Here is a 22,783-nt window from a genome sequence, read left to right on the forward strand (position 1 = left end):
AGCCTCGGCGGGATCCGGGGGAGGGGGGCCTGCCCGTCTCGTGCGGGGGACCCGCGTGGTGATGAGACAAGTCACTTCCATGGCTGGGGGACATTTCCGAGGCGGGGGTGAAGGGAAGTATGCCCGATATGTGAAGTGACGGGGACGGCTGGTGGGGCAAGAGGGGATGAGATCTCAGATATTGAAAAATTTCGCCTGAGGAGGCGGGTCCACCCAAGCTGATCAGGAATTTTTCACAGCGGATGTAAACCTCTGATGGGTCTCGCGCGTCGGGTTCGTATCGCGACGTGTTCGAAAAGGGAAAGCCCCCGTGTTCCAGAGGGAACGCGGGGGCTTCGCCAGGCGGTCGGACGCCGCCGGTCAGGCACGGTAGACGCGCACCCAGTCCACCGACATGTACGCCGGGAAGCGGGTCGTCCGGTCGGGCTTTCCGGGCCAGTTGTTCCCGACCTGCAGGTTGAGGATCAGATAGAACGGCTTGTCGAACGGCCACCCCTTGTACGCCTTCATCTGCGCGTAGGGCTTGCCGTCCATCCACCACACGATCCGCCAGGGAGTCCAGTCCACGCCGTAGGTGTGGTACTCGGCCGACACCGGCTTCCTCAGCTTCAGATGCCCCGCCCCCACCCTGCGGTTGGCGTGCGCGAAGCCCTGGACGAGCTTGGGGTACTTGCCGGAGATCTCCACCACGTCGATCTCGCCGTAGGGCTTGCCCCGCTTCTGCATCCAGAAGGCGGGCCACATGCCGCTGCCGGTGGGCAGCTTGGCACGCACGGCGAACCGGCCGTAACGCTGCTCGAACTTGCCGATCGTCTGGATGCGCCCGGAGGTGTAGCCGCACCTGCCGTTCCAGCACTTCAGCTTGGACGAGGCCGGCGTCTTCCGGGCGGCGATGACCAGCTGGCCCCGGCCGTTCTGCCGGCTGGCCTCGGGGACGTAGTACTGGCGCGCCTGGTGGCCCCAGCCGCGCACGCCGTTGCCGGTCAGCGCCGTCCAGGCGGCGGACGGCTTGCCGCGGCCGTTGAACTCGTCGCGCCAGGACAGCTTCCAGTCGACCTTCGGCAGCGTGATCCTCGGCGCGGCCGCCTTGCCGCTGATGCCGGTGTTGCGCGTCTTCCGGGGCTCCTGCCCGCCCAGGCCGACCGCCGCCACCATCGTGGTGGCGGCGATGATGCCGCTGACCGAGCCCGCAGCGATCCAGATGCGTCGTCGGCTCCGGAGCGGAGAGACGGACGGTGCTGTCATGTCGATGTCCTTGGCCATGGGCGGGTGCCCGAGACGGAATGGGATCGGCGGGGGGAGTCCGACCTTAGGGGGAGGGAGTGGCTTTTGCGAACCTTCGGCCGATGAGGGCGGGCCCGCGCGGGCCCGCGCGTCGTACCGTGACGGCGTGGAGAGCACATCGTCGTCGGACGGGGACCGGGCGCCCGCCCGGCGGGAGCGGCTGGTGGACGCGGGGGCCGTCGTGCTGGTCACCGCCGTGGTGGCGCTGATGGTCCGGGAGACCCGGGAGGAGGGCGCGGTGCCGCCCGACGCGCGGGCGTACCTGCTGGCCTTCCTGATGGCGCTGCCGATCCTGGCGCACCGGCGGCGGCCGGTCGCGGCGCTGATGCTGTCGAGCCTGATGCTGTTCGTGTACTACGCCAGCGGCTATCCGGGGATCTCGCCGACGATCGCGCAGGCCCTCCCGATCTACTCGGCGGTGGTGGCCGGGCACCTGCGCTGGGCGGTGGGCGTGACCCTGGGGTTCTACACGGTCGGCTACGTGATGGTGGTCGTGGAGAAGCACCTCACGCCGATGCTGGCGCTGGCGGAGTTCCTCTCCCACATCGGGCTGGGGGTCACGGTGATCCTGCTGGCCGAGGTGGTGCGCAGCCGCCGCGCGCTGGCCGCCGAGACCCGAGAGCGGCTGCGGCTGGCCGCCGAGGAACGCGACCGCGAGAGCGCCCGCCGCGTCGCCGAGGACCGGGTGCGCATCGCCCGCGAGCTGCACGACACGCTCGCCCACAGCATGGCGACCATCACCGTGCAGGCGGGCGGCGCCCTGCACGTGCTCGGCGAGGCGAACGGCGACGGCCGGGCGGACGAGCGGGTCCGTCCCGCGCTCACCGCGATCCGCGAGACCAGCAAGGACGCGCTGCGGCAGCTTCGGGCCACGCTCGGGGTGCTGCGGTCGGGCGCCGACCTCGGCCCCGCGTTCGGCCTGGACCGGCTGCCCGCGCTGGCCGAGGCGGTGCGGGCGGCGGGCGTCCCGGTCGAGGTGACGGTCACCGGCCGGGCCGCGCCGGTCGCCCCTCCCGTCGACCACGCCGCCTACCGCATACTGCAGGAGTCGCTCACCAACGTGCTGCGGCACGCGGGCCCCGACGTGCGCGCCCGCGTGACCGTCGCCCACCGGAAGGACGGGATCGCCCTGGAGATCGTCGACGACGGGGCCGGCGGGAGGCCCGGGGGCGGGCACGGGCTGACCGGCATGCGCGAGCGCGTGGCCGCGCTGGGCGGGACCTTCGAGGCCGGGCCACGCCCGGAGGGCGGGTTCGCGGTCCGCGCGGTCCTGCCGGGCGGCGCGGGCGGCCCGGGGGACGCGGCGTGATCCGGGTGGTGCTGGCCGACGACCAGGCGCTGGTGCGGGCGGGGTTCCGGCTGCTGCTGGACTCGGCCGACGACATCGAGGTGGTGGGGGAGGCCGAGCACGGCGGCCGGGCCGTCGCGCTCGCCCGGGAGCTGCGGCCCGACGTGCTGCTGATGGACCTGCGGATGCCCGAGGTGGACGGGCTGACCGCGATCGGCCGGATCTCCGCCGACCCGGCGCTGGCCGGGGTCCGCGTGGTGGTGCTGACCACCTACACCGAGGACGAGAACGTGTTCCGCGCGCTGCGCGCGGGCGCGGCCGGGTTCCTGGTCAAGGACATCGAGCCGGTGGACCTGCTGAACGCGGTGCGAGTCGTCGCCGAGGGCGCGTCGCTGCTCGCGCCCTCGGTCACCCGCGCGGTCGTGGAGGCGTTCGTCGGACGGGCGCCGGCCGGGGAGCCGCCGGGTCCGGGACGGCGCCCCGAGGCCGCCGGGCTCACCGCGCGGGAACGCGAGGTGGTGCGGCTGGTCGGCCGCGGCCTGTCCAACGAGGAGATCGCCGGCCACCTGGTCATCAGCCCGCTCACCGCCAAGACGCACGTCAGCCGGGTGATGGGCAAGCTCGGCGTGCGCGACCGGGCGCAGCTGGTGGTGTTCGCCTACGAGTCGGGTCTGGTCACCCCCGGGAACGGCCCCGCCCGCCCCTGAGCCCGCCGGTCCCTCCCCGGCGCCTCATCCCTGGGAACGAGCGTTGATGATCGCGTCGCGCAGCAGCTGGGGGGTGGGCGCCTCCACCAGGCGCGGCCCGTTCGCCGACGGCACCAGCGCCCACCATGCCCGCGTCGCCTCGCCGTACCAGACGCGCACGCCGGGGAACTGCTCCTGCAGCCCCTGCACGGTGTTCGCGCGGACCGCCGCCTGGTCCCCAGGTCCGGCGGCGCCCCGTTGAGCCGACATGATGTCCACACACCCCCGTACCCCCGCTGGCCTCATCGGTAACAGCGTCCCCAGCACCATGAACGTCACGCCTATTCGCACAAGTGTGACCAAAGACACGAAAGCAAACGTAAAGGGGGGTCAACCCTTCCGCCGAGCGGCGTACGCCCGGGGGAGTACGCGCGCGGACAGGTGACTCCGCGGGTCAGATGTGGGGGCGGGCGCCCGGCGGCCAACCTCGGGGGGACACGTTGAGACTTCTCTCCGAGGTGAGTGCCCCATGCCCGTTCCCGATCCCGCCGGAGGGCCGCTGTCGCGGCTCGCCAGGCTCTGTTACCGCCGCCGACGCCTGACCGTCCTGGCCTGGATCGTCGGGACGGTGGCCGTGATGTTCCTCGGCTTCTCCAACGCCGCCGAGCCGCTGAACGACTTCACCGGCGGCGAGTCGGAGTCCGCCCGCGCCCAGGAGGTCCTGGAGAGGCATTTTCCCGGGACCAGCGGTGAGAGCATCATGCTGGTGGTCCGCGCCGACGCCGGGGTGCGGACGCCCGCCGTGCGCGCGGAGGTCGAGCGGGCCGTGCGGCGGCTCGCCACGACCCCGCACGTGACGTCGGTGTCCTCGCCCTACCAGGCGCCCGGCCAGATCTCCCGGGACGGCCGGACCGCGTTCGCCTCCGCGGGCCTGGCCGTGTCGGCCGACGACATGCCGACGGCCGAGGTCGTCAAGCTGCTGGACGAGGTGCGCAGGAGCGACGGGCCGGTGCGGCTGGAACTGGGCGGCTCCGCGGTCACCGCCGCCGAGACGCCCGGCGGCGGCCCGTCGGAGGGCGTCGGGGTGCTGGCCGCCGTCGTCATCCTGCTGGTCGCGTTCGGCTCGGTGCTGGCGATGGGCCTGCCGATCCTCACCGCGCTGCTGGCGATCGGCTCCGGGCTCGCGCTGATCATGCTGCTGGGGCACCTGCTGCCGGCGCCGTCGTTCAGCCCGATCGTCGCGGTGCTGATCGGCCTGGGCGTCGGAATCGACTACGCGCTGTTCATCGTCACCCGCTACCGCGAGTCGCTGGCCGAGGGGGCCGACCCCGAGTCGGCCGTCGTCACCGCGCTCACCACCGCCGGGCGCGCCGTGCTGTTCGCCGGGACCACCGTCGTGATCGCGCTCATGGGCCTGCTGGTGATGCGGCAGGACCTGCTGACCGGCGTCGCCACCGCCGCCGGGGTCGCGGTGCTGATGACGATGCTGGCGGCCGTCACGCTGCTGCCCGCGCTGCTCGGGTTCGCCGGGCGCGGCATCGACCGGCTGCGCGTCCCGGGCCTCGGCCGGGCCCGCCGCCCCGCCGCCGAACGCTGGGCCCGCACCGTGCAGCGCCGCCCCCTGCTGGCCGGGCTCGCCGCCGCCGCGGTGCTGCTGACGCTGGCCGCGCCCGCGCTGTCGATGCGGCTCGGCCTGCCCGACGACAGCGTCCAGCCCCGCGACAGCAGCGCCTACGCGTCCCACAAGCTGCTGTCGGAGGGCTTCGGCCCCGGGACGGGCGCGCCGCTGGTGGTCGCCGTGCAGGGCGGTGACGCGGCCCCGGTCGCCGAGGCCGTGCGCCGCACGCCGGGCGTGGCGGCGGTGCAGCCGCCGGTGCGCAGCCGGGACGGCGCGGCGTCGATGTTCGTGGCGTTCCCCACGACCGCCGCGCTGGACGAGAGGACCGGCGAACTGGTCCACCGCCTGCGCGACGACGTGGTGCCGTCCGCCACGAAGGGCACGGCCCTGGAGGTCCACATCGGCGGGCCGAACGCCGGATCGATCGACTTCGCCGACGACGTACGGGAGCGGTTGCCGGTGCTGGTCGCGGTCGTGGTCGGGCTGTCGCTGTTCCTGCTGGTCGCGCTGGTCCGGTCGGTGACGGTGGCGTTGCAGGCGGCGGTGATGAACCTGCTGTCGGTCGCCGCCGCCTACGGGGTGCTGACCGCCGTCGTGCAGTGGGGCTGGGGCGGCGGGCTGCTCGGCTTCCCCACCGACATGCCGGTGGCGACGTGGGTGCCGCTGATGATGTTCCCGATCCTGTTCGGGCTGTCGATGGACTACGAGGTGTTCCTCGTCTCGCGGATCCGCGAGCTGTACGAGCGGGGCGTGGAGACCCGCGAGGCCGTCGCGCAGGGCCTGGCCCGCACCGCCCGCGTCATCACCGCCGCCGCGGCGATCATGGTGATGGTGTTCCTGTCGGTGCTGCTCGGCGCGGACATCGCGGTCAAGCAGATGGGCCTCGGCATGGCCGTGGCGATCGTCATCGACGCGACGGTCGTCCGCATGGTGCTGGTCCCGGCGCTGATGGAGCTGTTCGGCCGGGCCAACTGGTGGCTGCCGGGGCCGCTGGCGCGGATCCTGCCCGCCCGGCTGGCCGCCGAGCCGGCGGTGGACGAGCGCGTGCCGGTGCGGTCGTGACGGCGCGCCCATGACGGCGCGGTCCGGCCGGGGACGCGAAGGCGTTCCCGGCCGGACCGCGTCCGGACGTCGTCAGTGCGTGTTGATGCCGTCGAACATCACCTTGAGGTAGTGGTCGGCGAGGCCCTGGGAGTCCAGCCGCCCGCCCGGCCGGAACCAGCGGACCGCCACCCACACCGTGTCGCGGATCATCCGGTAGGTGAGCTTGGGGTCGATGTCGGGGCGGAACAGGCCCTGCTCCTGGCCGGCCTTGATGGTGTCCACCCACATCCTCTCCACCTCGTCCTCGGACCTGGTGAGGTAGGCGAAGCGCTCCACGCTCTTGAGGTGGTTCCAGTCGTTCTGCATGACCGTGATCGCCGCGCGGTGCGGCTCCAGCGTGCCGAACGCGATGCGGACCAGCCCGGCGATGGTCTCGCGCGGGTCCTTGCCCTCGTCGATGACCTTCCGGTACGCCGCCATGATCTCGTTGAAGAAGCCCGCGAGGATCTCGTCGACGATCGACTCCTTGGAGTCGAAGTGGTGGTACAGGCTGCCGGAGAGGATGCCGGCCTCGTCGGCGATGTTGCGCACGGTGGTGGCCTGGTAGCCCTTCTCGGCGAACAGCTCGGCCGCGAGCCGCACCAGGTGCTCGCGCCGTTCCGAGGCCAGGGCGGCCGAACCCTTGCCGCGGCGGCGGGCTCCGCCCTCACCCGTGGCACGGTTTCTGGGGCGTCCGGAGTTCGCGCTCGTGGTCGTCACCCTCTCATTATGCCGGGTGCGCCCAACCGCTTGTTCAAATGGGCGCGTCACCCCCAGGGTACGCGCGCTATCAAGCGCTTGTTCGAAGAACGCCGGACCCGGCGTGTCCCGTCCCGCATAGGCTCGGGCGCATGTCCGACGTGATCGTGTTCGACCTGTACGGGGTGATCGCCCGCACCCAGACCGACGAGGCCCGCCGGGAGATCGAGACCCGGGCCGGTCTGGCGGAGGCGGGCGTGCCCGCCCCGGCGTTCTGGGAGGCCTACTGGGACCGGCGCCCCGCCTACGACGCGGGCCAGTCCAGCGCCGACTACTGGGCGGCCGTCGCCGGCCGGCTGGGGATCGCGATCCCCGACGTCCCCGCCCTGGTCGAGGCCGACCTGAACAGCTGGACCGACGTGGACGACGCGATGGTCGCGCTGGTGGGCGAGCTGGCCGACCGGGGCCGCACGCTCGGGCTGCTGTCCAACATCATCACCGATCTGATCCCGCGGTTCGAGGCCCGGCACGGCTCCTGGCTGCGCCGGTTCGCGGCCCTCACCTACTCCTGCCGGATCGGCGTCGCCAAGCCCGACCCCCGCGCCTACCTGATCTGCGCCGAGCGCCTCGGCGCCGCCCCCGCCGACATCGTCTTCTTCGACGACAACGCCGCGAACGTGGCGGCCGCCCGCGCCGTCGGCATGCGCGCCGAGGTCTTCACCTCCCCCGAGGGGGTCCGCGCGGCCGTGGGCGCCTGAGACGGTACTAACATGATCGTCCGTGACGACCGCGGTATCCGATGATCTGCCCGTTCCCGCCGACCTGCTCGGCACCGGCTGCCCGCTGTGCGGCGGCCGCGTGCGGGAGGTCCGCCCGGCGGGCGACGGGCTCGTGGCGCTGGGCCCCTGCGGCTGCGTCGTCGAGGAGTGAGAGGGGCCCCGCCGGAACGGCGGGGCCCCTTCGCGCACGGGACTAGCAGCGGGTGCCGCCGTCACGGACCAGCTTCACCGTGTAGGAGTACTTCTTGTAGTGGAGGGTGTGCTCCGACCAGCAGCGCTTGCCGCTGACGTCCACCCCGGCGGTGCCCTTCTTCTTCCAGCGCGTGAGGGTGTGCAGCTTGCGGTCCTTCATCGCGCGGAAGCGCAGCTTGACCGACACGCGGCAGTCGTTCTTCGAGCCCCGGTAGAGCCGGGTGTGGGTGGCCATGTAGGTCCAGCCGGGCCCGATCACGCTGCCGATGTTGCGGTGGTACGCCTCGGCGTGGCACGGACCGAGCTGGAAGAACGTGTCGTAGTACTTGTTGGTGAAGGTGATCTTCCGCTTCGGCGGCTTGGCCGCGGCCTGGACCCGCGGTTCGGCCGTGACCTGAGCCGTGGCCCGCGCCTCGGCCGGGGCGACGGCGGCCGACGCGGTGACGGGGGTGGCCAGCGACACGGCGGCCGCGGCCGCGAACGCCGGCGCGGCCACGCGGGACAGGGACGGAACGGGCATCGGTGCTCCTCCGGTGAGGCTCGGGACGGCGGAAACCCCCCACGATCATGAAGGACGCGGACCGCGCGCCGGAAGCCCCCGCGGGAGAATTCACCGGCCCCTCACCCGCCGATCGCGGGATGATCGGCGCCGGGTCACGGCGGACCCGGCGGCACGGGGATGATGGGGGCATGGCGGAGGCAGGGGGCGCGTGGCGGCTGGAGGCCGCGGCGGGGTTCTACCGGGGACGCGGCGAGATCGCCCGGTACGCGCGTGCCGAGCTGCGGTTCCTGCGGTGGGAGATCGACCGGGGCGTGCTGGACGAGCGTTCGGGAAGCCCGTGGTGGCGGGCGGTCAACGACCGGCTGCTGCGGGACAGGGCCGAGGCCGCGCTCGTCCGGGAGGACGGCGGGGAACCGCCGTCGGCGGGCGCGCGCGCCTGGGCCGCGTTCCTGGCCGGACCGTCGCCCGAACGCTGGTACCGGGCGCACAACTCCAGCGTCGTGGCCGGTTACCTGGAGAACGAGGACCTCGCCGCCGCCGAGCTCCCCGCCGAGCGACTGATGATCAACGTGACCCTGTCGCGGGTCCTCTACGCGCACGCGATGGTCGCCGTGCCGCGCCTGGCGCTGGGGCCGCTGGCCGCGCTCGGCCCCCGGCTGGGCGATCCGCGCACCGGGTCGGTCGGGATGTTCCTGGACCTGCGGAACGTCTTCCCGCAGCACTACCCCCTGGACGGCTGGAGCACCGGGCGGGTCATGGACCTGGAGGGGCGGCGCGCCCGGATGCTGGACCACGGGGTCATCAAGCCGAGGCTGCGGGAGCTGTACGCGTTCTCGGCGCGGGCCCTCGGCGAACCGGGGCTCGTCGACCTGCTGAACGGGGACATCCCCTCCTACGCGCGACCGGACATCGACCGCTCCCGGTGGCACGAGCGGCGTCTCCTGCACGGCCTCGCCACGCTCGTCACCGCCCCCGGCCGCTGACCGCGCCCGCCGCCGACCGCGCCCGCCGCCGACCGTGCGCGGCGGGCCGTCGGCGGCGGGCGCGGTCCGAGGAGGGGCGGGTCAGCCGAAGACGCCGCTGTAGGCGTTCAGCGCGGGCTGCCCGCCCAGGTGGGCGTACAGGACGTTCGAGCCGCGCGGGATGTCGCCGCCGCGGACCAGCCCGATCAGGCCCGCCATCGACTTGCCCTCGTAGACCGGGTCGATGATCATGCCTTCGAGGGAGCCGGACAGCCGGATCGCCTCCATGGTCGAGTCGACCGGGACGCCGTACCGGTCGCCCGCCCAGTCCTCCAGCAGCACGATCTCGTCGTCGCGCAGGTCGCGGCCCAGGCCGATGAGGTCGGCGGTGCCGCGGGCGATCCTCGCGACCTGCGCGCGGGTCTCGGCGGGCCTGGCGGAGGCGTCGACGCCCAGCACGCGGCGGGGGCGGTCCTGGCCCGCGAAGCCCGCGACCATCCCGGCCTGGGTGCTGCCGGTCACGCTGCACACCACGATCGTGTCGAAGAAGACCCCCAGCTCCTCCTCCTGGGCGCGGACCTCCTCGGCCCAGCGGGCGAAGCCGAGGCCGCCCAGCGGGTGGTCGGACGCCCCGGCGGGGATCGGGTACGGGGTGCCGCCGGCCGCGCGCACCTCGTCCAGGGCCCGTTCCCAGCTCTCCTTGACGTCGATGCCGAAGCCCGCGTCCACCAGCCGCACGTCGGCGCCCATGATCCGGGACAGCAGGATGTTGCCGACCTTGTCGTAGACCGGGTCCGGCCAGTCCACCCAGCTCTCCTGGACCAGGACCGCCCTCAGACCGAGGCGGGCGGCCGCGGCGGCGACCTGCCGGGTGTGGTTGGACTGGATGCCGCCGATGCTGACCAGGGTGTCGGCGCCCTGCCGCAACGCGTCGGCGACCAGGTACTCCAGCTTGCGGGTCTTGTTGCCGCCGTAGGCGAGACCGCTGTTGCAGTCCTCCCGCTTGGCCCAGACGCGGGGGCCTCCCAGGTGCGCGCTGAGGCGGTCCAGCGGATGGATCGGGCTCGGACCGAACAGCAGGGGGTGGCGGTCGAAGTCGGCCAGGGACATGGGCGCTCCCGGAGGGTCGAGGGTCAGTCGCCGGACAGGGGTCCGGCGAGCAGGGGCAGGAGGGTCCGCCAGTTGTCGCGGGCCGCGGCCGCCGCGGCCTCGGCGTCCCCGGCCTCGCACAACGCGACGATCGTGTCGTGCTGCGCGACCGACGCCCGGCCGCACAGCGAGGAGAAGCGGAGCCGCTCCACCCGCCGCAGGACCGGCGTGAACTGCTCCAGGACGGTCGCGACGGCCTGGTTGGCGCTGGCGGTCACCGGGACGCCGTGGAAGCGGTCGTCGGCGTCGACCGCCCGCTCGGCGTCGCCGTCGCGCAGGGCGGCGGCGAAGTCGGCGTTGGCCGCCCGCATGGCGTCGAGCTCGGCGTCCGACAGGTGCGGGACGGCCTCGCGGACCGCCACCTCGTGCATCGCCGCCACGACCGCGACCGCCGACCGCGTCGCGCGCAGGTCCAGCGGGCTGACGATCGTGTGGCGGCCCGGCCGGGTCTGTACCAGGCCCGCCTGCTCCAGCCGGGCCAGGGCCTCCCGGATCGGCGTGCGGCTCACCCCGAGCCAGTCGACCAGCTCGGCGTCCACCAGGCGTTCGCCGGGGGCGAGGGTGCCGTCGACGATGGCGTCGCGGAGGGCGCGGTAGGCGTTGTCGCGCAGGAGGGACCGGGGGATCGTGGCACGGCTCCGGGGAACTGGCATGCAATATATTGCATGCCACGACTCGGGTCCCTGTCAAGAAATGAACGTGTTGTCTAATAGGGGGACCCCGCTTCCGATCCCGATCGCCCGGGGGTGACCGGCGATGCGCGTTCGCGAAGGCGTCCGGACGGCCGCGAGCGGCGGCCGCTTCCTCCTCGACCTGTGGCTGGTCGCCCGGCCCGCGCTGTGGCTGGTGTCGCTGGTGCCGTTCTACGTGGGGCACCTGCTGGCCACCCGGTGGCTGATCGCCGGGCAGGACGTGTGCGTGCCGCCCGGCCGGGGCTGCCCGGAGGCCCTGGCGCCCGTGCTGACCGGGCTGGTGGTGTGGGGTCCGCTGGTCTGGCTGGCGGTGCTGGCGATCAACGACGCCCGCGACCTGGAGGGCGACCGCCGCAACCCCCGCAAGGACGACGCCCCGCTGGCCGGGGGCCGGATGTCGGCGCGGGCGGCGACGGTGGTCGCGCACGTCGCGGCGGTCGCGGCGCTGGCGGTGGCGTGGACGGTGCGGCCCGCGTTCACGCTGGTCACGCTGGGGTTCCTGGTGCTGGGCTGGCTCTACAGCGTCCCGCCGGTGCGGCTGAAGGACCGGCCGGGGTTCGACGTGGCGACCAACGCGGTGGCCGTCGGCGGGTTCGCGCCGGCGGCCGGGTGGACGGTGGTCCGGCCGCTCGACGGGTTCCCGTGGGTGATGGCGGTGCTCGGGGTGCTGGTCGCGGTCGCGCTCTACGTCCCGACGGCGGTGACCGACTACCGGGCGGACCTGGCCAGCGGCTACACCACGATCGCGGTGCGGCTCGGCCCGCGCGCGGCCTACCGGATCGGCCTGACGGCGTGGACGGCGGCCTGCGCGCTGACGGTGCTGCTGGCGGCCCGGGGACAGGTCTTCCCGCACCGGCTGCTGTGGCCCCAGGCGATCAGCGCGCCGCTCCTGGTCGCCGCCTACCACCGCCTCCTCGGCCGAGCCCGCGAACCCGCCGAGATCGTCCACGGCATCACCACCGTGAGCTGGCTCTTCCTGATCCCGTGCGGGGTGTTCGCGCTGGCCTACACCGGCGTGCTCTAGGGCTTCGCGGGTGGGAGTTCGTCGCCGGCCTCGGTGGCTTCGGTGAGGCGGGTCCGGAGGGTGTCGACCAGGGCGTCGCTCTGGGCGGTGAGGCGTTCGATCGCCGGGATGGCCAGGTCGTCGCGGACGGTGTCGGCCAGCAGCTCGTCGTACTCGTGGGCGTGCTCGGTCAGCGCCTCCAGCTGCCGGTGGGCGCGCAGGGCCTCGTCGGCGGCGCGGGTGCGTTCGGCGTAGCGTTCCAGCGCCTCCACGCGCCGCGTCACCGCCTCCACCGACAGGTCCAGCTTCTCCTGCAACGGCCTCAGCGCCGCCTTCACCTCCGGCAGCGTGGCCTCGCCCTGCTCGGCGCGCAGCCTGGACTGGCGGGCCAGCACCTGGGCGATCTCCCACTCCTGGCGGGGGAGGGTGACGGCGTTGTCGACCGAGTCGAGCATGCCCTCCCGGTTGACCTCCGAGTCGCGCACGGTGTCGATCGCGCGCTGCACGCGGCCCAGCAGCGCGCGGGCGTCCTCGTCGAGCTGCTCGGGCATCAGGTAGCGGTCGCGGCGGCGGTCCAGCTCGCGGGCGCGTTGCAGGTCCAGCGACACCGACGGGGTGCCGAGCGCGATCAGCGTGGCCATCATCGCCATGCCCAGCAGCCACAGCGTCCCCAGGAACACCGATCCGGCGAGCCCGACGCCGAGCACCGCCAGCGGCGCCAGCCACACCAGCGGGCGGCGGCGCGCCACCGCCCGATCCAGCTCCTGCCGCAGGGTGGGGTCGGCGACCGGGCGCGGCTCGGCCGGGCCCTCCTCGTCGGCGCGGGCGGGCGCGACGCGCTCCCAGTGGCTGCCGATGTGCGTCTCGAACGCGAAGTCGCTCGGCGCGATCTCGATCTCGGTGGGGCCGGCGGGCAGCGGCCAGGACCCCACCGGTTCACCGCCGCCGGGACCGGTGAACCGCACCCACCAGCCGCCCTTGCCCTCCGCGCACCGGTACCGGCCCGGCGCGACGTCGATGCCGACGAAGAACGTTCCGACTCCTGGAATGGAGTTGCCCCAGGCACCACTGGTCACCGGCGACCTCCGAACCCGACCTCTCCCGCCGTGTTCCCTCGCGCCCCCGCGAACGGGGCCCACCCCGCGGACTCCGTCCCGTACCCGTACCGACGTCCGAGGAGCGGCAAGAGTTGCGTACCCACATCCGAGGGGGGAAGTCACCCGCCGGGGGAGAGATTGGGCCGTCTTCTCCCGTGATGGGCAGGGGCGGGACGGGTCATGGACGTGCCGGTGGAATACTCCTGGCGTGCGACCTGACTACGACCCTCTTGACGATCCGCCCTGGGCGATGCAGCTCGTGGTGCGCGCGGAGAAGGCGTCCCCGCCCTCCCACGGCGCGGTGTGCGAGGCCGCCGCGACGGCGGTGGTGGAGCTGCTGACCGACCCGCGCGCCGCCGATCCCGAGGGGGAGTGGGCCGAGGCGGTCCGGCAGTGGGAGTCGCGGCGCATCCGCAAGGTCACGCGGCGGGCGCGGGGCGTGCGCTGGCCGGAGGCCCAGGAACCGCCGGGCGTGACGGTGGACGTGAACGGCGCCGAGGTGCGCGCGCTCGTTCCCGGCCCGGTGGCGGAGGTCCCGCCGCAGATCGCCAAGCTCCAGGTCGCGGGGCTGGACCTGCCCGACGACGAGGAGCCCGAGCCCGCCCCCGAGCCGCCCTACGCCGCCCTCGCCCTCAACCCCGGCGTCTCCATCACCACGGGCAAGGCGGCGGCGCAGTGCGGCCACGCGGCCCAGCTCCTGCTGCGCCAGGGCGCGGTGCCGGACGTGACGGCGTGGATCGAGGGCGGCCTGCGCGTCCACCTGGTGCGCGACATCGCCTGGGGCCGGTGCGTGGAGCGCGCGACGGTCGCGGTCCGCGACGGCGGCTTCACCGAGGTCCCGCCCGGGACGATGACCGCCATCGCCTGGATCGTCCGCTGACGTCGCTTCCGCCGGACCCGGGCGACGCGAAAGCGAGGGGCGCGGGAGTCTCCTCCCGCGCCCCTCGCCGTCAGCCGGTCACGGCAGCGTCACCGCGACGGGCGTGATGCCCGCCTTGCGGATCAGCGCCGGGACGCGGCCCGCGAACGGGTGCTGGTCGGCCGTCAGGCCCTGCGGGTTGTCGATGACGTAGCGGACGACGTCGCCGTGGCGCTGTTCGGTCCACTTCGCCCCGAGGGAACGCAGCACGCCCGCCGCCCGCGCCGCGTCGGCCGCCTTCACCGACACGCGGACCGGGGCCGTGAACCGCGGCAGCGACCGCGCCTGCCGGGCCTGCGCCGAGCCGGGGGCCGGGGCGGCGAGCGCCGCGGCGCGGGCCGCCGGGTCCGGACCGGCGATCGCGTTGAGCAGCAGCTTGGCGGTGCCGTCGGTGAGGGCGCGGAAGTTCGGCTCGGCCGCGAACAGGACCGTGCGGCCCCGGCCGACCTTCTCGTCGGTGGCGGCGGCGGTGCCGCCCAGCTCGGCCGCGCCCTTCTCGAACCCGGAGACGAACCAGTCCGGCGAGTCCACCGCCGGGTAGGCGACCGCGACCCGGGCCGGGTCGGACTGCCGCATCACCAGGTCGTAGGCGTAGAACGACCAGGCGGTGGGGCCGACGTTCCTCGCCAGCGGGCTCCTGGGGTCGACCTTCACGCGGAACAGCGTGCCGGGGACGTCGGAGGTCGGCTCGGCCAGCGTGCTGGTGGTCAGGCCGAGGCGGGCGGCCAGGACCGCACCGCCCTGCCAGCCGACGTAGCGGCCGCCGTCCCGCGTCCACTTCTGGAGCGCGGCGCGCCCGGCCTCACCGAGGCCGTCGTAGGCGCCGTCGGCCGGGCCGTTGGGCACCAGGAGCACCTGCGCGCCGTTCAGCCTGCCCGCGGCGACGTCGGCCGGGGACAGCACGGTGAACGGCATCCGCCACTCGCGGTCCAGCTTGTGCCGCAGCCACCCGGCCGACTGGCGGACGGTGGAGTTGGTGGCGGACGGGGCCGGCTCCAGGATCGCGATCTTCGGTGTCTTGCCGGGCCTGGCCGGCCGCTCGGCGGGCAGCGTGGGCAGCGGCGCCGTGCGCGGCTTCAGGTCGGCGCCGGACGAGCCGCCCGACACGTTGCCGAGCAGCGGCATGCTCCACGCCGTCACGTCGTAGAAGTAGGGGAACGGCGTGTAGGAGTCCTCGTTCAGCATGGCCTGGATCCAGTGCTTCTGACCCTGGGCCATGGAGACGTGGTAGGTCCCGGCGGGCAGCGTCGCCCTGCCGGCGGGGCGGCCGTACTCCTTGTAGTCCGGCACGGTCACCGGCCGGACCAGGCGGTCCACCCGCACGCCCATGCGCTGGAGCCGCCGCACGATCGTGCGGACCTCGGCGCGCTTGGTCGGGTCGTCGGCGCGCAGGAAGTAGTGCAGCACCTTGCGGTCGGGCACCGGCCGGTCCACCTGGTTGGGCGGGTTGTAGACCTGGTTGGGCTCCAGCTTCCCGGCCCTGCCCTGCCGGTAGGCGTCCACGGCCATCTGGTGCCACTGCGTGAGGATCCGCTGCCGGTTGACGGCGGCCGCCGACAGCGACACCCACTGGGTGAGGTACTGCTCGCGCACCTTCTCGGGGTAGGGGCTGGCACCGCCCTTCTCGAACGTCATCCCGGCCGCGTGGAACCCGGTCGTCGGGACCGTGTCGCCGTACCCCTGGTAGAACAGGTCGTAGGTGTCGCGGTTGAAGAAGTCGATGCCCTGGCGCGTGAACTCCTTGATCATCGACGCGCCGTACACGTCGTTGATCCAGCCGATCGCCTGCTCGGGCGTCTCGTGGTAGACCGGGTCGGCGTTGGGCGGGAAGAAGTAGGACGTGCCGCCCATCTCGTGCGCGTCGATGAAGAGGACCGGCGGGAGCTTGCTCAGCATCGACAGCTTGCCGTCGGTCTCCGGCTGCGTGCGCGCGAACCAGTCGCGGTTCATGTCGAAGCCGTAGGCGTTGTGCCGGGTGCCCGCCTCGCGCCCGTCGGGGTTCTGCACCGGCAGGACGACGACCAGCGCGTTGTCCAGGATGTTCGTCGCGGCGCAGTCGGAACGGTCGCCCAGGTCGCGCAGCGTGCGCAGGGCCGCGTCGGTGCCGCTGGGCTCGTTGCCGTGGACGTTGCCGCTCACCCACAGGATCGGGATCCCGCGCCGCGCCAGCCTCTCGGCGATCCTCGCGGGGGTGTGCGGGTTCCGCAGCAGCGCGGCCTCGGCGCGCACCCGGCCGAGCCCGGCCTTGGTGAGCAGCTCGGGGCGGCCGACGACCGCGTACTTGAGGGGGCGGCCCTGGGCCGAGGTGGCGAGGGTGCCGGAGACGACGCGCTCGCTCCTGGCGGCGACGGTCTCCAGGTACCGGTCGGACTCGGCGGCGGTGACCTTGCGCTCGCCGAACTCGATGCCGAGGACGTCCTTGGGGGAGGGGACCTTGCCCCGGTACACCGGGGTGGTCTGGGTGGGGTCGCAGGTGGCGGGGGCCGGGGCCGCCTGGGCGGCGGACGTGGCCGGAACCACCAGGGACGCGGACAGCAGCGCTGACCACGCGAGGCTACGGGCTCTCATGGGCCCCAAAAGTGTCACCGGCCCAAACGTTCACCAATGGCAACTTGTGCCAATAACCCGCCCGGCGTTGATCGTTTCCGTTGATTGACGGGGATCCGCCGGCGTTCCCTGGTGAGGGGGGCTACCGCCGGGACGGTGAACGTGGTTCGGTGCGGGGACGGAGCGTTTTTCCGAGGACCGCCCGGGGAGGCAGCCATGCGCGCCGCGCTGACCACCAAGGACAACACCATGGTCGTGACCGAGGTGCCCGACCCGGTGCCGCTCGACGGGCAGCTGCTGGTGCGCACGCTGGCCTGCGGCATCTGCGGTTCGGACCTGCACGCGCTGGCCGACCCGGAGGCGTTCATGGAGACCGCCCGGCGCTCCGGCGGCACCCCCTACGACCCGCGCGACGGGCTGGTGTTCGGCCACGAGTTCGCCGCCGAGATCGTCGAGTACGGTCCCGGCACCCGGCGCGAGCTGCCGGTCGGGACGGTGGTGTGCGGGCCGCCGATCGGGATCGGCCCGCAGGGCGCGGGGATCGTCGGGTACGCGCCGATGTTCCCCGGCGGCTACGGCGAGTACATGATCCTCAACGAGGGCCTGACGATGGCCGTGCCGAACGGCCTGGACCCGAGGGTCGCCGCGCTCACCGAGCCGTTCTCGGTCGCCACCCGCGCCGTGGACCGCAGCGGGATCGGCGCGGACGACGTCGCGGTGGTGCTCGGCCTCGGTCCGATCGGGCTCGGCGTGGTCGCCGCGCTCACGGCGCGCGGCCACGGGCCCGTATTGGCCGTGGACTTCTCGGCCCGGCGGCGCGCGCTCGCCGCGGGCCTGGGCGCGGACGAGGTGATCGATCCGGCCGTCGCCTCGCCCTACGACCGGTGGGCCGACCTGGACGTGCCGGTCGGGACCGTGGACCGGATGGCGGCCGAGCTGCTCGGCGTCCCGGCGCGCGGCGCGGTCATCTTCGAGTGCGTCGGGGTGCCCGGCGTCCTGCGGCAGGTCATCGAGGGTGCGCCCGCCGGGGCGACGGTCATGGTGGTGGGGGTGTGCATGCAGTCCGACCGGATCGAGCCGGGCGTGGCCGTGACCAAGGAGCTGACGCTGCGCGGGACGTTCGGGGCCTACCCGGCCGAGTACGGCGCGACGCTGCACGCCATCGCCGAGGGGCGGATCGACGCCGGGTCCATCATCACCGGGACGGTCGGCCTGGACGGGGTCGCGGGGGCGTTCGCGGACCTGGCGCGGCCGGAGGAGCACGCGAAGATCGTCGTGGTCCCCTGAGCGGTCAGGGGGTGGGGTCCTGCGGCGGCTGCTGGCGGTTCTGCTGGGTGCGCTGCCAGCGTTCCAGCGCCGCCAGCGCGAACTCCTGCGTCCGGGTGAGGCCGCCGCCCGGCGCGTCGCCCCCGGCCTGCGGGGCCGCGGACGCGGCCGGACGCCGGCCCACCCGCGCCCTGACGCTCAGCCCGTAGGACACGAACAGCAGCACCGCGAAGCCGACCAGGTACGCGCCGTGCTCCAGCAGCGCCAGCCACTCGCCCTTGACCAGGTCCAGCACGGCGAACACGCCGAAGCCCGCCATCCAGCCCGCCAGCGCGGGCAGGAACCACACGTCCCGGCGGCGCAGCAGCCCGGCCAGCGCGACCAGCACCAGCAGCAGCTCGACGACCTTCACCGCCACCAGCGCCGGAACCGCCAGGCCCGACCCCACGTAGCCGGCGAACCACTCGCGCCGGTCGCTCCAGCCGATCGCCGTGGCGGCCAGCGTCGTCACCCCGTAGGCGGTCAGGAACACGCCGACCGGGTAGTGCCAGCGGTGCCAGTTCCGGCCGCCCGAACCGGTGCCGGGCCCCGGCTCCGGCCGCCGCGGCGGCTCCGGAGGGGCGGGCGGGGTGGGGAGGGGGTCCCCCGCGGTGGCCTCGGAGCCGGGCCGCTTCGGCAGCGGCATGTCCGGACGGGTCAGCCCCGGCGTCTTGTCCCGGCCCGCCCCCGCGCTCCCGGTCATCGTCTCCCCAATCCGCCCTGAAAGCAGTTATGTGGGCAAGATATCCCGGATGCGGTCCCGCATGCGCTGCGCCGGTCCGCCACGCCCGGCGGGCGCCGTCGCGCGCTTTCGCCCCACCCCCTTTCCAGGGGGTGTTCCGGTGCTCTGACCTGCCCGAAGTGCTTGCGGAGCGGCCGTCGAACGGGGAGGCTGAGTCCTCGTCGGGCCATGCGGAACCCAGGGGGAGTGACCGAGGATGACGCCTGACGATACGGGAACGGCCGCGTTGCCGAAGACGCGGCTCGAATATCTGGAAGAGCTCGGCGACGAGCTGGCGAGACGGGGACTGAGGGTGAGGCTCACCCTTCCCCGGCTACAGGAGCCGAGCCTGCACGTCATGAATCCCGACGCCTCCGTCCTCACGGAGAACATCCTGGCCGAGGAGGGGGCGGACGGCTGGTGGTACTGGTGGTCGTGGGCCGAGCGGATCGCTCCCGCCCGCGACGTCGCCGTCGCGGCCGACCGGGTCGCGCGGGTGCTCGCCGCCCACTGAAACAGTGATCATGCGGACGCCCGGCACACCGGCGCCCTCCGCATGATCACCCCGGGCCGGGCGCGGGTCCGACACGCGTCCTGTCTGGTGGACGAATGTTGAGTCCGGAAACATTCTCCCCTTCCGGACGGGGTATCGATCAGAGTGCGTCACCTGGTCGGGAAGCCGAAGAGATGATCTTCTCCCAGGTGAGGGCGTGTTACGTGATTGTTACTGCGAACAACAAATAGACCTCGTTGAAGGTCTGGCGTCCCGCGCGAAGCCGACATAAGTTGCGGGGCACAACATTCACCCACCCCGAACGGCCGCACCGCGGCCGACCCTGAAAGGACCCGGCCATGCGCAAGGGGATCCTCGGCCTGACCGCTCTGACGGCCGCCGCCGCGCTCACGCTCACCGCCTGCGGCGGCGACGACTCCGGCTCCGGTTCCGGCGGCGGCGACGCCAAGGCCAAAGGCAAGATCGGCGTGATCCTGCCCGACACCAAGTCCTCGGTCCGCTACGAGAGCTTCGACCGTCCGTACCTGGAGCAGGCCTTCAAGGCCGCCGGCGTCCAGTACGACATCCAGAACGCCGAGGGCTCGACCCAGCGCTTCCAGACCATCGCCGACCAGATGATCACCAGCGGCGCGACCGTGCTGGTGCTGGACGGCCTGGACTCCGACTCGGCCGCCGCCGTGCAGCGCAAGGCGCAGCAGCAGGGCGTCAAGACCATCGACTACGACCGCCTCGCCCTCGGCGGCGTCAGCGACTACTACGTCTCCTTCGACAACGTGAAGGTCGGCGAGGAGCTGGGCAAGGGCCTGCAGAAGTGCCTGGGCGACAAGGACGCCAACATCGTCTACCTGAACGGCGCGCCCACCGACAACAACGCCACCCTGTTCTCCCAGGGCGCGCACGGCGTCCTGGACAAGGTCACCAGGTACAAGAAGGTCGCCGAGCAGGCCGTGCCCGACTGGGACAACCAGAAGGCCGCCACGATCTTCGAGCAGATGTGGACCCAGCAGAACGGCAAGATCGACGGCGTGCTCGCCGCCAACGACGGCCTCGGCAACGCCGCGGTGTCGATCCTGAAGAAGAACAACGCCGCCGGCAAGGTCGCGGTCACCGGCCAGGACGCCACCGTGCAGGGCCTGCAGAACATCCTCGACGGCACCCAGTGCATGACGGTCTACAAGCCGGTCAAGCAGGAGGCCGACGCCGCCGCCAAGCTCGCGCTCGCCGTCCTCAACGGCCAGAAGCCCGAGACCAACGGCACCACCAAGGACTCCAAGGGCAACCGCGACGTCCCCTCGGTGCTGCTCACCCCGATCGGCATCACCAAGGAGAACATCAAGCAGGTCGTCGACGACGGGTTCGTGAAGAAGGACGAGCTCTGCAAGGGGGCCTACGCCGACAAGTGCAAGGCCGCCGGGATCGGCTGACCCCGCGTCACCGTTCCAGCAGATCCCCGTTGACACCGTGGCGGGTCCCCCACCGCTGGGGGGACCCGCCACGGGCCCGACGTCTCCGGAAGGAGCACCGTGACCGACCCCACCCGAGGTCCCGCCGCCGACCGCGACGGCGAACCCGTCCTGAAGATCACCGGGCTGAACAAGAGCTTCGGCGCCGTCCACGTCCTGCACGACGTGGACTTCACCCTGCGCAAGGGTGAGGTGATGGCCCTCGTCGGCGACAACGGCGCGGGCAAGTCCACCCTGATCAAGTGCATCGCGGGCATCCACCCGATCGACTCCGGCACCGTCGAGTTCGAGGGCCGCAAGGTGGAGATCGGCAGCCCGCGGGAGGCGGCCGGGCTCGGCATCGAGGTCGTCTACCAGGACCTCGCGCTGGCCGACAACCTCGACATCGTGCAGAACATGTTCCTCGGCCGCGAGCGCCGCAGGGGCATCGTGCTCGACGAGAACGCCATGGAGCAGGCCGCCCGCGAGACCCTGGCCAAGCTGTCGGTCCGCACCGTCAAGTCCGTGCGCCAGCAGGTGTCCAGCCTGTCGGGCGGGCAGCGGCAGACCGTCGCCATCGCCAAGGCCGCGCTGTGGGACTCCAAGGTGGTCATCCTCGACGAGCCGACCGCCGCGCTCGGCGTCGCCCAGACCCGGCAGGTCCTGGACCTGGTGCGGCGGCTGGCCGACACCGGCCACGCCGTGGTGCTGATCTCGCACAACATGAACGACGTGTTCGAGGTCGCCGACCGCATCACCACCCTGTACCTCGGCCGGGTCGCGGCCGAGGTGAGAAAGGACGACGTCACCCACGGCCAGGTCGTGGAACTCATCACCGCCGGTCGCTCCGGCGACCTCGGACTCGCCCCGGCCACCGCGGCCGAGAGCATGTAGTGGGAGCATCGATGTCCACCGACACCCCCAAGGAGCAGGGGGCCATGAAAAGCGGCCCGGTGCGGATGGCGGACGCGGACTTCGCCGCCGACCGCCGCCAGAACGACGTGGCGGGCGCGCTCCGCGACTACTGGGCGCAGGTCCGCTCCGGCGACCTGGGCGCGATCCCGGCCATCCTCGGCATCGTCGCGCTGGTGGCGCTGTTCACGGCGCTGCGCCCGGAGACGTTCCTGACCGACCGCAACATCGCCAACCTGTTCACCCAGGCGCTGCCGGTGACCATCCTGGCGATGGGCCTGGTGTTCGTGCTGCTGCTCGGTGAGATCGACCTGTCGGCGGGAGTCACCAGCGGCGTGTGCGCCGCGGTGATGGCCAAGCTGATCGTCGACTCCGGGCAGCCGTGGTACGTGGCCGTGCTCGGCGCGGTCGTCACCGGCATCGTGATCGGCACCGCGATCGGCTGGCTGGTCGCGGTGATCCGGATCCCCTCGTTCGTGGTGACGCTGGCGCTGTTCCTCGGCCTGCAGGGCATCACGCTGCGGCTGGTCGGCGAGGGCGGCACCGTCCCGGTCCGCGACGACGTCATCGTCGCGCTGGCCAACAAGAACATGCCGGTCGCGCTCGGCTGGGCGCTGGCCGCGGCGTGCGCGGCCGGCTACGCCGCCGTGCAGCTGTGGCGCTGGCGGCAGCAGCACTCGCGCGGCCTGTCGGTCAAGCCGCTCCAGATGGTGGTGGCGCGGGTCGCGGTCGTGGCCGCGGCGCTGCTGGGCGGCACGCTGCTGCTCAGCCAGGACCGCGCGCCCAGCCCGCTGATCACCCTGGCGGGCATCCCGTGGGGCGTGCTGCTGGTGGGCGTGCTGCTGATCGCCTGCACGTTCGTGCTGGGCCGCACCCCCTACGGCCGGCACGTCTACGCCGTCGGCGGCAACGCCGAGGCCGCGCGCCGCGCGGGCGTGAACGTGACCCGCATCCGCATCTCCGTCTTCATGATCGCCTCGACGCTGGCGGCGATCGCCGGCATCGTCGCCGCCTCCCGGCTGAACTCGGTCACCCCGAGCTCGGGCGCCGGCAACGACCTGCTGTACGCGGTCGGCGCGGCCGTGATCGGCGGGACGAGCCTGTTCGGCGGGCGCGGCAAGGCCCGCGACGCGGTGCTGGGCGGCCTGGTCATCGCGATCATCGACAACGGGCTGGGCCTGCTGGGCACCAAGGCCTACCTCAACTTCCTCATCACCGGCAGCGTGCTGCTGCTGGCCGCCAGCATCGACGCGCTGGCCCGGCGACGGCGTTCGTCCGCCGGAAGATGACGGTCGCGGAGGGATGACGTGACACGGTGGCCCGGTGGTCCGGCGGCGCGCGGCGCCGCCGGGCCACCGGCTCCGGCTTTCCGGCCCGCGACCGCCGCTG

Annotated in this window: 22 protein-coding genes; 13 read left to right on the top strand and 9 right to left on the bottom strand. The window is 73.2% G+C overall.

Features of this window, described 5'->3' with window-relative positions:
- Window positions 1-360: 360 nt before the first annotated feature.
- A complete protein-coding gene (locus HNR61_RS05680) occupies window positions 361-1,245 on the bottom strand; it encodes a glycoside hydrolase family 16 protein (protein WP_182841954.1) in 885 nt (294 codons plus the stop codon).
- 145 nt (window positions 1,246-1,390) lie between these two features.
- Between HNR61_RS05680 and HNR61_RS47345 the strand changes: the two genes are divergently transcribed.
- Window positions 1,391-2,593 carry a sensor histidine kinase gene (locus tag HNR61_RS47345; RefSeq protein ID WP_182841955.1) on the top strand — a complete coding sequence of 401 codons (1,203 nt, stop codon included), beginning with the start codon at window positions 1,391-1,393 and terminating at the stop codon, window positions 2,591-2,593.
- Window positions 2,590-3,279 (top strand): response regulator, encoded by a 690-nt coding sequence (locus tag HNR61_RS05690; RefSeq protein ID WP_182841956.1) that lies wholly within the window; start codon window positions 2,590-2,592, stop codon window positions 3,277-3,279. The genes HNR61_RS47345 and HNR61_RS05690 overlap by 4 nt, the downstream gene beginning before the upstream one ends.
- Before the next feature lie 24 nt (window positions 3,280-3,303).
- Here the strand turns inward: HNR61_RS05690 and HNR61_RS05695 are convergent, their stop codons facing one another.
- Entirely contained in the window at window positions 3,304-3,528 is a 225-nt protein-coding gene (locus HNR61_RS05695) for a hypothetical protein (protein WP_067820500.1), read from the bottom strand.
- 259 nt (window positions 3,529-3,787) lie between these two features.
- Between HNR61_RS05695 and HNR61_RS05700 the strand changes: the two genes are divergently transcribed.
- Window positions 3,788-5,938 carry an MMPL family transporter gene (locus tag HNR61_RS05700; RefSeq protein ID WP_182841957.1) on the top strand — a complete coding sequence of 717 codons (2,151 nt, stop codon included), beginning with the start codon at window positions 3,788-3,790 and terminating at the stop codon, window positions 5,936-5,938.
- Between the two features lie 72 nt (window positions 5,939-6,010).
- On the opposite strand, the gene HNR61_RS05705 is transcribed toward HNR61_RS05700, so the two are convergent.
- Complete coding sequence (locus HNR61_RS05705) at window positions 6,011-6,679, bottom strand: TetR/AcrR family transcriptional regulator (protein ID WP_182841958.1); 669 nt, start codon at window positions 6,677-6,679, stop codon at window positions 6,011-6,013.
- A gap of 131 nt (window positions 6,680-6,810) precedes the next feature.
- Between HNR61_RS05705 and HNR61_RS05710 the strand changes: the two genes are divergently transcribed.
- Together HNR61_RS05710 and HNR61_RS05715 are read left to right on the top strand one after the other, a co-directional pair.
- Window positions 6,811-7,416, top strand: a complete 606-nt coding sequence (locus tag HNR61_RS05710; RefSeq protein WP_182841959.1) for an HAD-IA family hydrolase — start codon at window positions 6,811-6,813, stop codon at window positions 7,414-7,416.
- A 22-nt stretch (window positions 7,417-7,438) separates the two neighbouring features.
- Window positions 7,439-7,588 (top strand): hypothetical protein, encoded by a 150-nt coding sequence (locus tag HNR61_RS05715; RefSeq protein WP_182841960.1) that lies wholly within the window; start codon window positions 7,439-7,441, stop codon window positions 7,586-7,588.
- 42 nt (window positions 7,589-7,630) lie between these two features.
- On the opposite strand, the gene HNR61_RS05720 is transcribed toward HNR61_RS05715, so the two are convergent.
- On the bottom strand, window positions 7,631-8,149 hold the full coding sequence (locus HNR61_RS05720; RefSeq protein ID WP_182841961.1) for a hypothetical protein: 519 nt from the start codon (window positions 8,147-8,149) through the stop codon (window positions 7,631-7,633).
- Window positions 8,150-8,319: 170 nt separating this feature from the next.
- On the opposite strand from HNR61_RS05720, the gene HNR61_RS05725 reads away from it, so the two are divergent.
- Complete coding sequence (locus HNR61_RS05725; RefSeq protein WP_182841962.1) at window positions 8,320-9,114, top strand: hypothetical protein; 795 nt, start codon at window positions 8,320-8,322, stop codon at window positions 9,112-9,114.
- An 81-nt stretch (window positions 9,115-9,195) separates the two neighbouring features.
- Here the strand turns inward: HNR61_RS05725 and HNR61_RS05730 are convergent, their stop codons facing one another.
- Both HNR61_RS05730 and HNR61_RS05735 read right to left on the bottom strand, forming a co-directional pair.
- Complete coding sequence (locus HNR61_RS05730; protein WP_182841963.1) at window positions 9,196-10,203, bottom strand: 1-aminocyclopropane-1-carboxylate deaminase; 1,008 nt, start codon at window positions 10,201-10,203, stop codon at window positions 9,196-9,198.
- A 23-nt stretch (window positions 10,204-10,226) separates the two neighbouring features.
- On the bottom strand, window positions 10,227-10,895 hold the full coding sequence (locus HNR61_RS05735) for a GntR family transcriptional regulator (RefSeq protein ID WP_182841964.1): 669 nt from the start codon (window positions 10,893-10,895) through the stop codon (window positions 10,227-10,229).
- Between the two features lie 103 nt (window positions 10,896-10,998).
- On the opposite strand from HNR61_RS05735, the gene HNR61_RS05740 reads away from it, so the two are divergent.
- Window positions 10,999-11,958 (top strand): UbiA family prenyltransferase, encoded by a 960-nt coding sequence (locus tag HNR61_RS05740; protein ID WP_182841965.1) that lies wholly within the window; start codon window positions 10,999-11,001, stop codon window positions 11,956-11,958.
- On the opposite strand, the gene HNR61_RS05745 is transcribed toward HNR61_RS05740, so the two are convergent.
- Window positions 11,955-13,013, bottom strand: a complete 1,059-nt coding sequence (locus tag HNR61_RS05745; RefSeq protein WP_182841966.1) for an Rv1352/Rv1906c domain-containing protein — start codon at window positions 13,011-13,013, stop codon at window positions 11,955-11,957. The genes HNR61_RS05740 and HNR61_RS05745 overlap by 4 nt on opposite strands.
- 229 nt (window positions 13,014-13,242) lie before the next feature.
- Between HNR61_RS05745 and HNR61_RS05750 the strand changes: the two genes are divergently transcribed.
- Window positions 13,243-13,914, top strand: coding sequence for an aminoacyl-tRNA hydrolase (locus HNR61_RS05750; RefSeq protein WP_182841967.1), 672 nt, complete (start codon window positions 13,243-13,245; stop codon window positions 13,912-13,914).
- Window positions 13,915-13,992: 78 nt separating this feature from the next.
- Here HNR61_RS05750 and HNR61_RS05755 read toward each other — a convergent pair whose 3' ends face one another.
- Window positions 13,993-16,521 (bottom strand): M14 family zinc carboxypeptidase, encoded by a 2,529-nt coding sequence (locus HNR61_RS05755; protein WP_182841968.1) that lies wholly within the window; start codon window positions 16,519-16,521, stop codon window positions 13,993-13,995.
- A 195-nt stretch (window positions 16,522-16,716) separates the two neighbouring features.
- Here HNR61_RS05755 and HNR61_RS05760 point away from each other — a divergent pair, with 195 nt between their 5' ends.
- Window positions 16,717-17,787: a zinc-binding dehydrogenase gene (locus HNR61_RS05760; protein ID WP_182841969.1), complete on the top strand. Its 1,071-nt coding sequence runs from the start codon at window positions 16,717-16,719 to the stop codon at window positions 17,785-17,787.
- Between the two features lie 4 nt (window positions 17,788-17,791).
- Here the strand turns inward: HNR61_RS05760 and HNR61_RS05765 are convergent, their stop codons facing one another.
- Entirely contained in the window at window positions 17,792-18,508 is a 717-nt protein-coding gene (locus HNR61_RS05765; protein ID WP_182841970.1) for a hypothetical protein, read from the bottom strand.
- A 235-nt stretch (window positions 18,509-18,743) separates the two neighbouring features.
- On the opposite strand from HNR61_RS05765, the gene HNR61_RS05770 reads away from it, so the two are divergent.
- From HNR61_RS05770 to HNR61_RS05785, 4 genes are all read left to right on the top strand, one after another.
- Complete coding sequence (locus tag HNR61_RS05770) at window positions 18,744-19,040, top strand: hypothetical protein (RefSeq protein WP_182841971.1); 297 nt, start codon at window positions 18,744-18,746, stop codon at window positions 19,038-19,040.
- Window positions 19,041-19,378: 338 nt separating this feature from the next.
- Window positions 19,379-20,464: a sugar ABC transporter substrate-binding protein gene (locus tag HNR61_RS05775; RefSeq protein WP_182841972.1), complete on the top strand. Its 1,086-nt coding sequence runs from the start codon at window positions 19,379-19,381 to the stop codon at window positions 20,462-20,464.
- A 99-nt stretch (window positions 20,465-20,563) separates the two neighbouring features.
- The gene (locus HNR61_RS05780; RefSeq protein WP_182841973.1) at window positions 20,564-21,376 is read left to right on the top strand and encodes an ATP-binding cassette domain-containing protein; all 813 of its coding nucleotides are present in this window, start codon (window positions 20,564-20,566) and stop codon (window positions 21,374-21,376) included.
- Between the two features lie 11 nt (window positions 21,377-21,387).
- Window positions 21,388-22,683, top strand: a complete 1,296-nt coding sequence (locus tag HNR61_RS05785; protein ID WP_182841974.1) for a sugar ABC transporter permease — start codon at window positions 21,388-21,390, stop codon at window positions 22,681-22,683.
- Window positions 22,684-22,783: the final 100 nt, after the last annotated feature.

Origin of the sequence: Actinomadura kijaniata (assembly GCF_014138665.1) — a bacterium.
Lineage (GTDB): Bacteria > Actinomycetota > Actinomycetes > Streptosporangiales > Streptosporangiaceae > Spirillospora > Spirillospora kijaniata.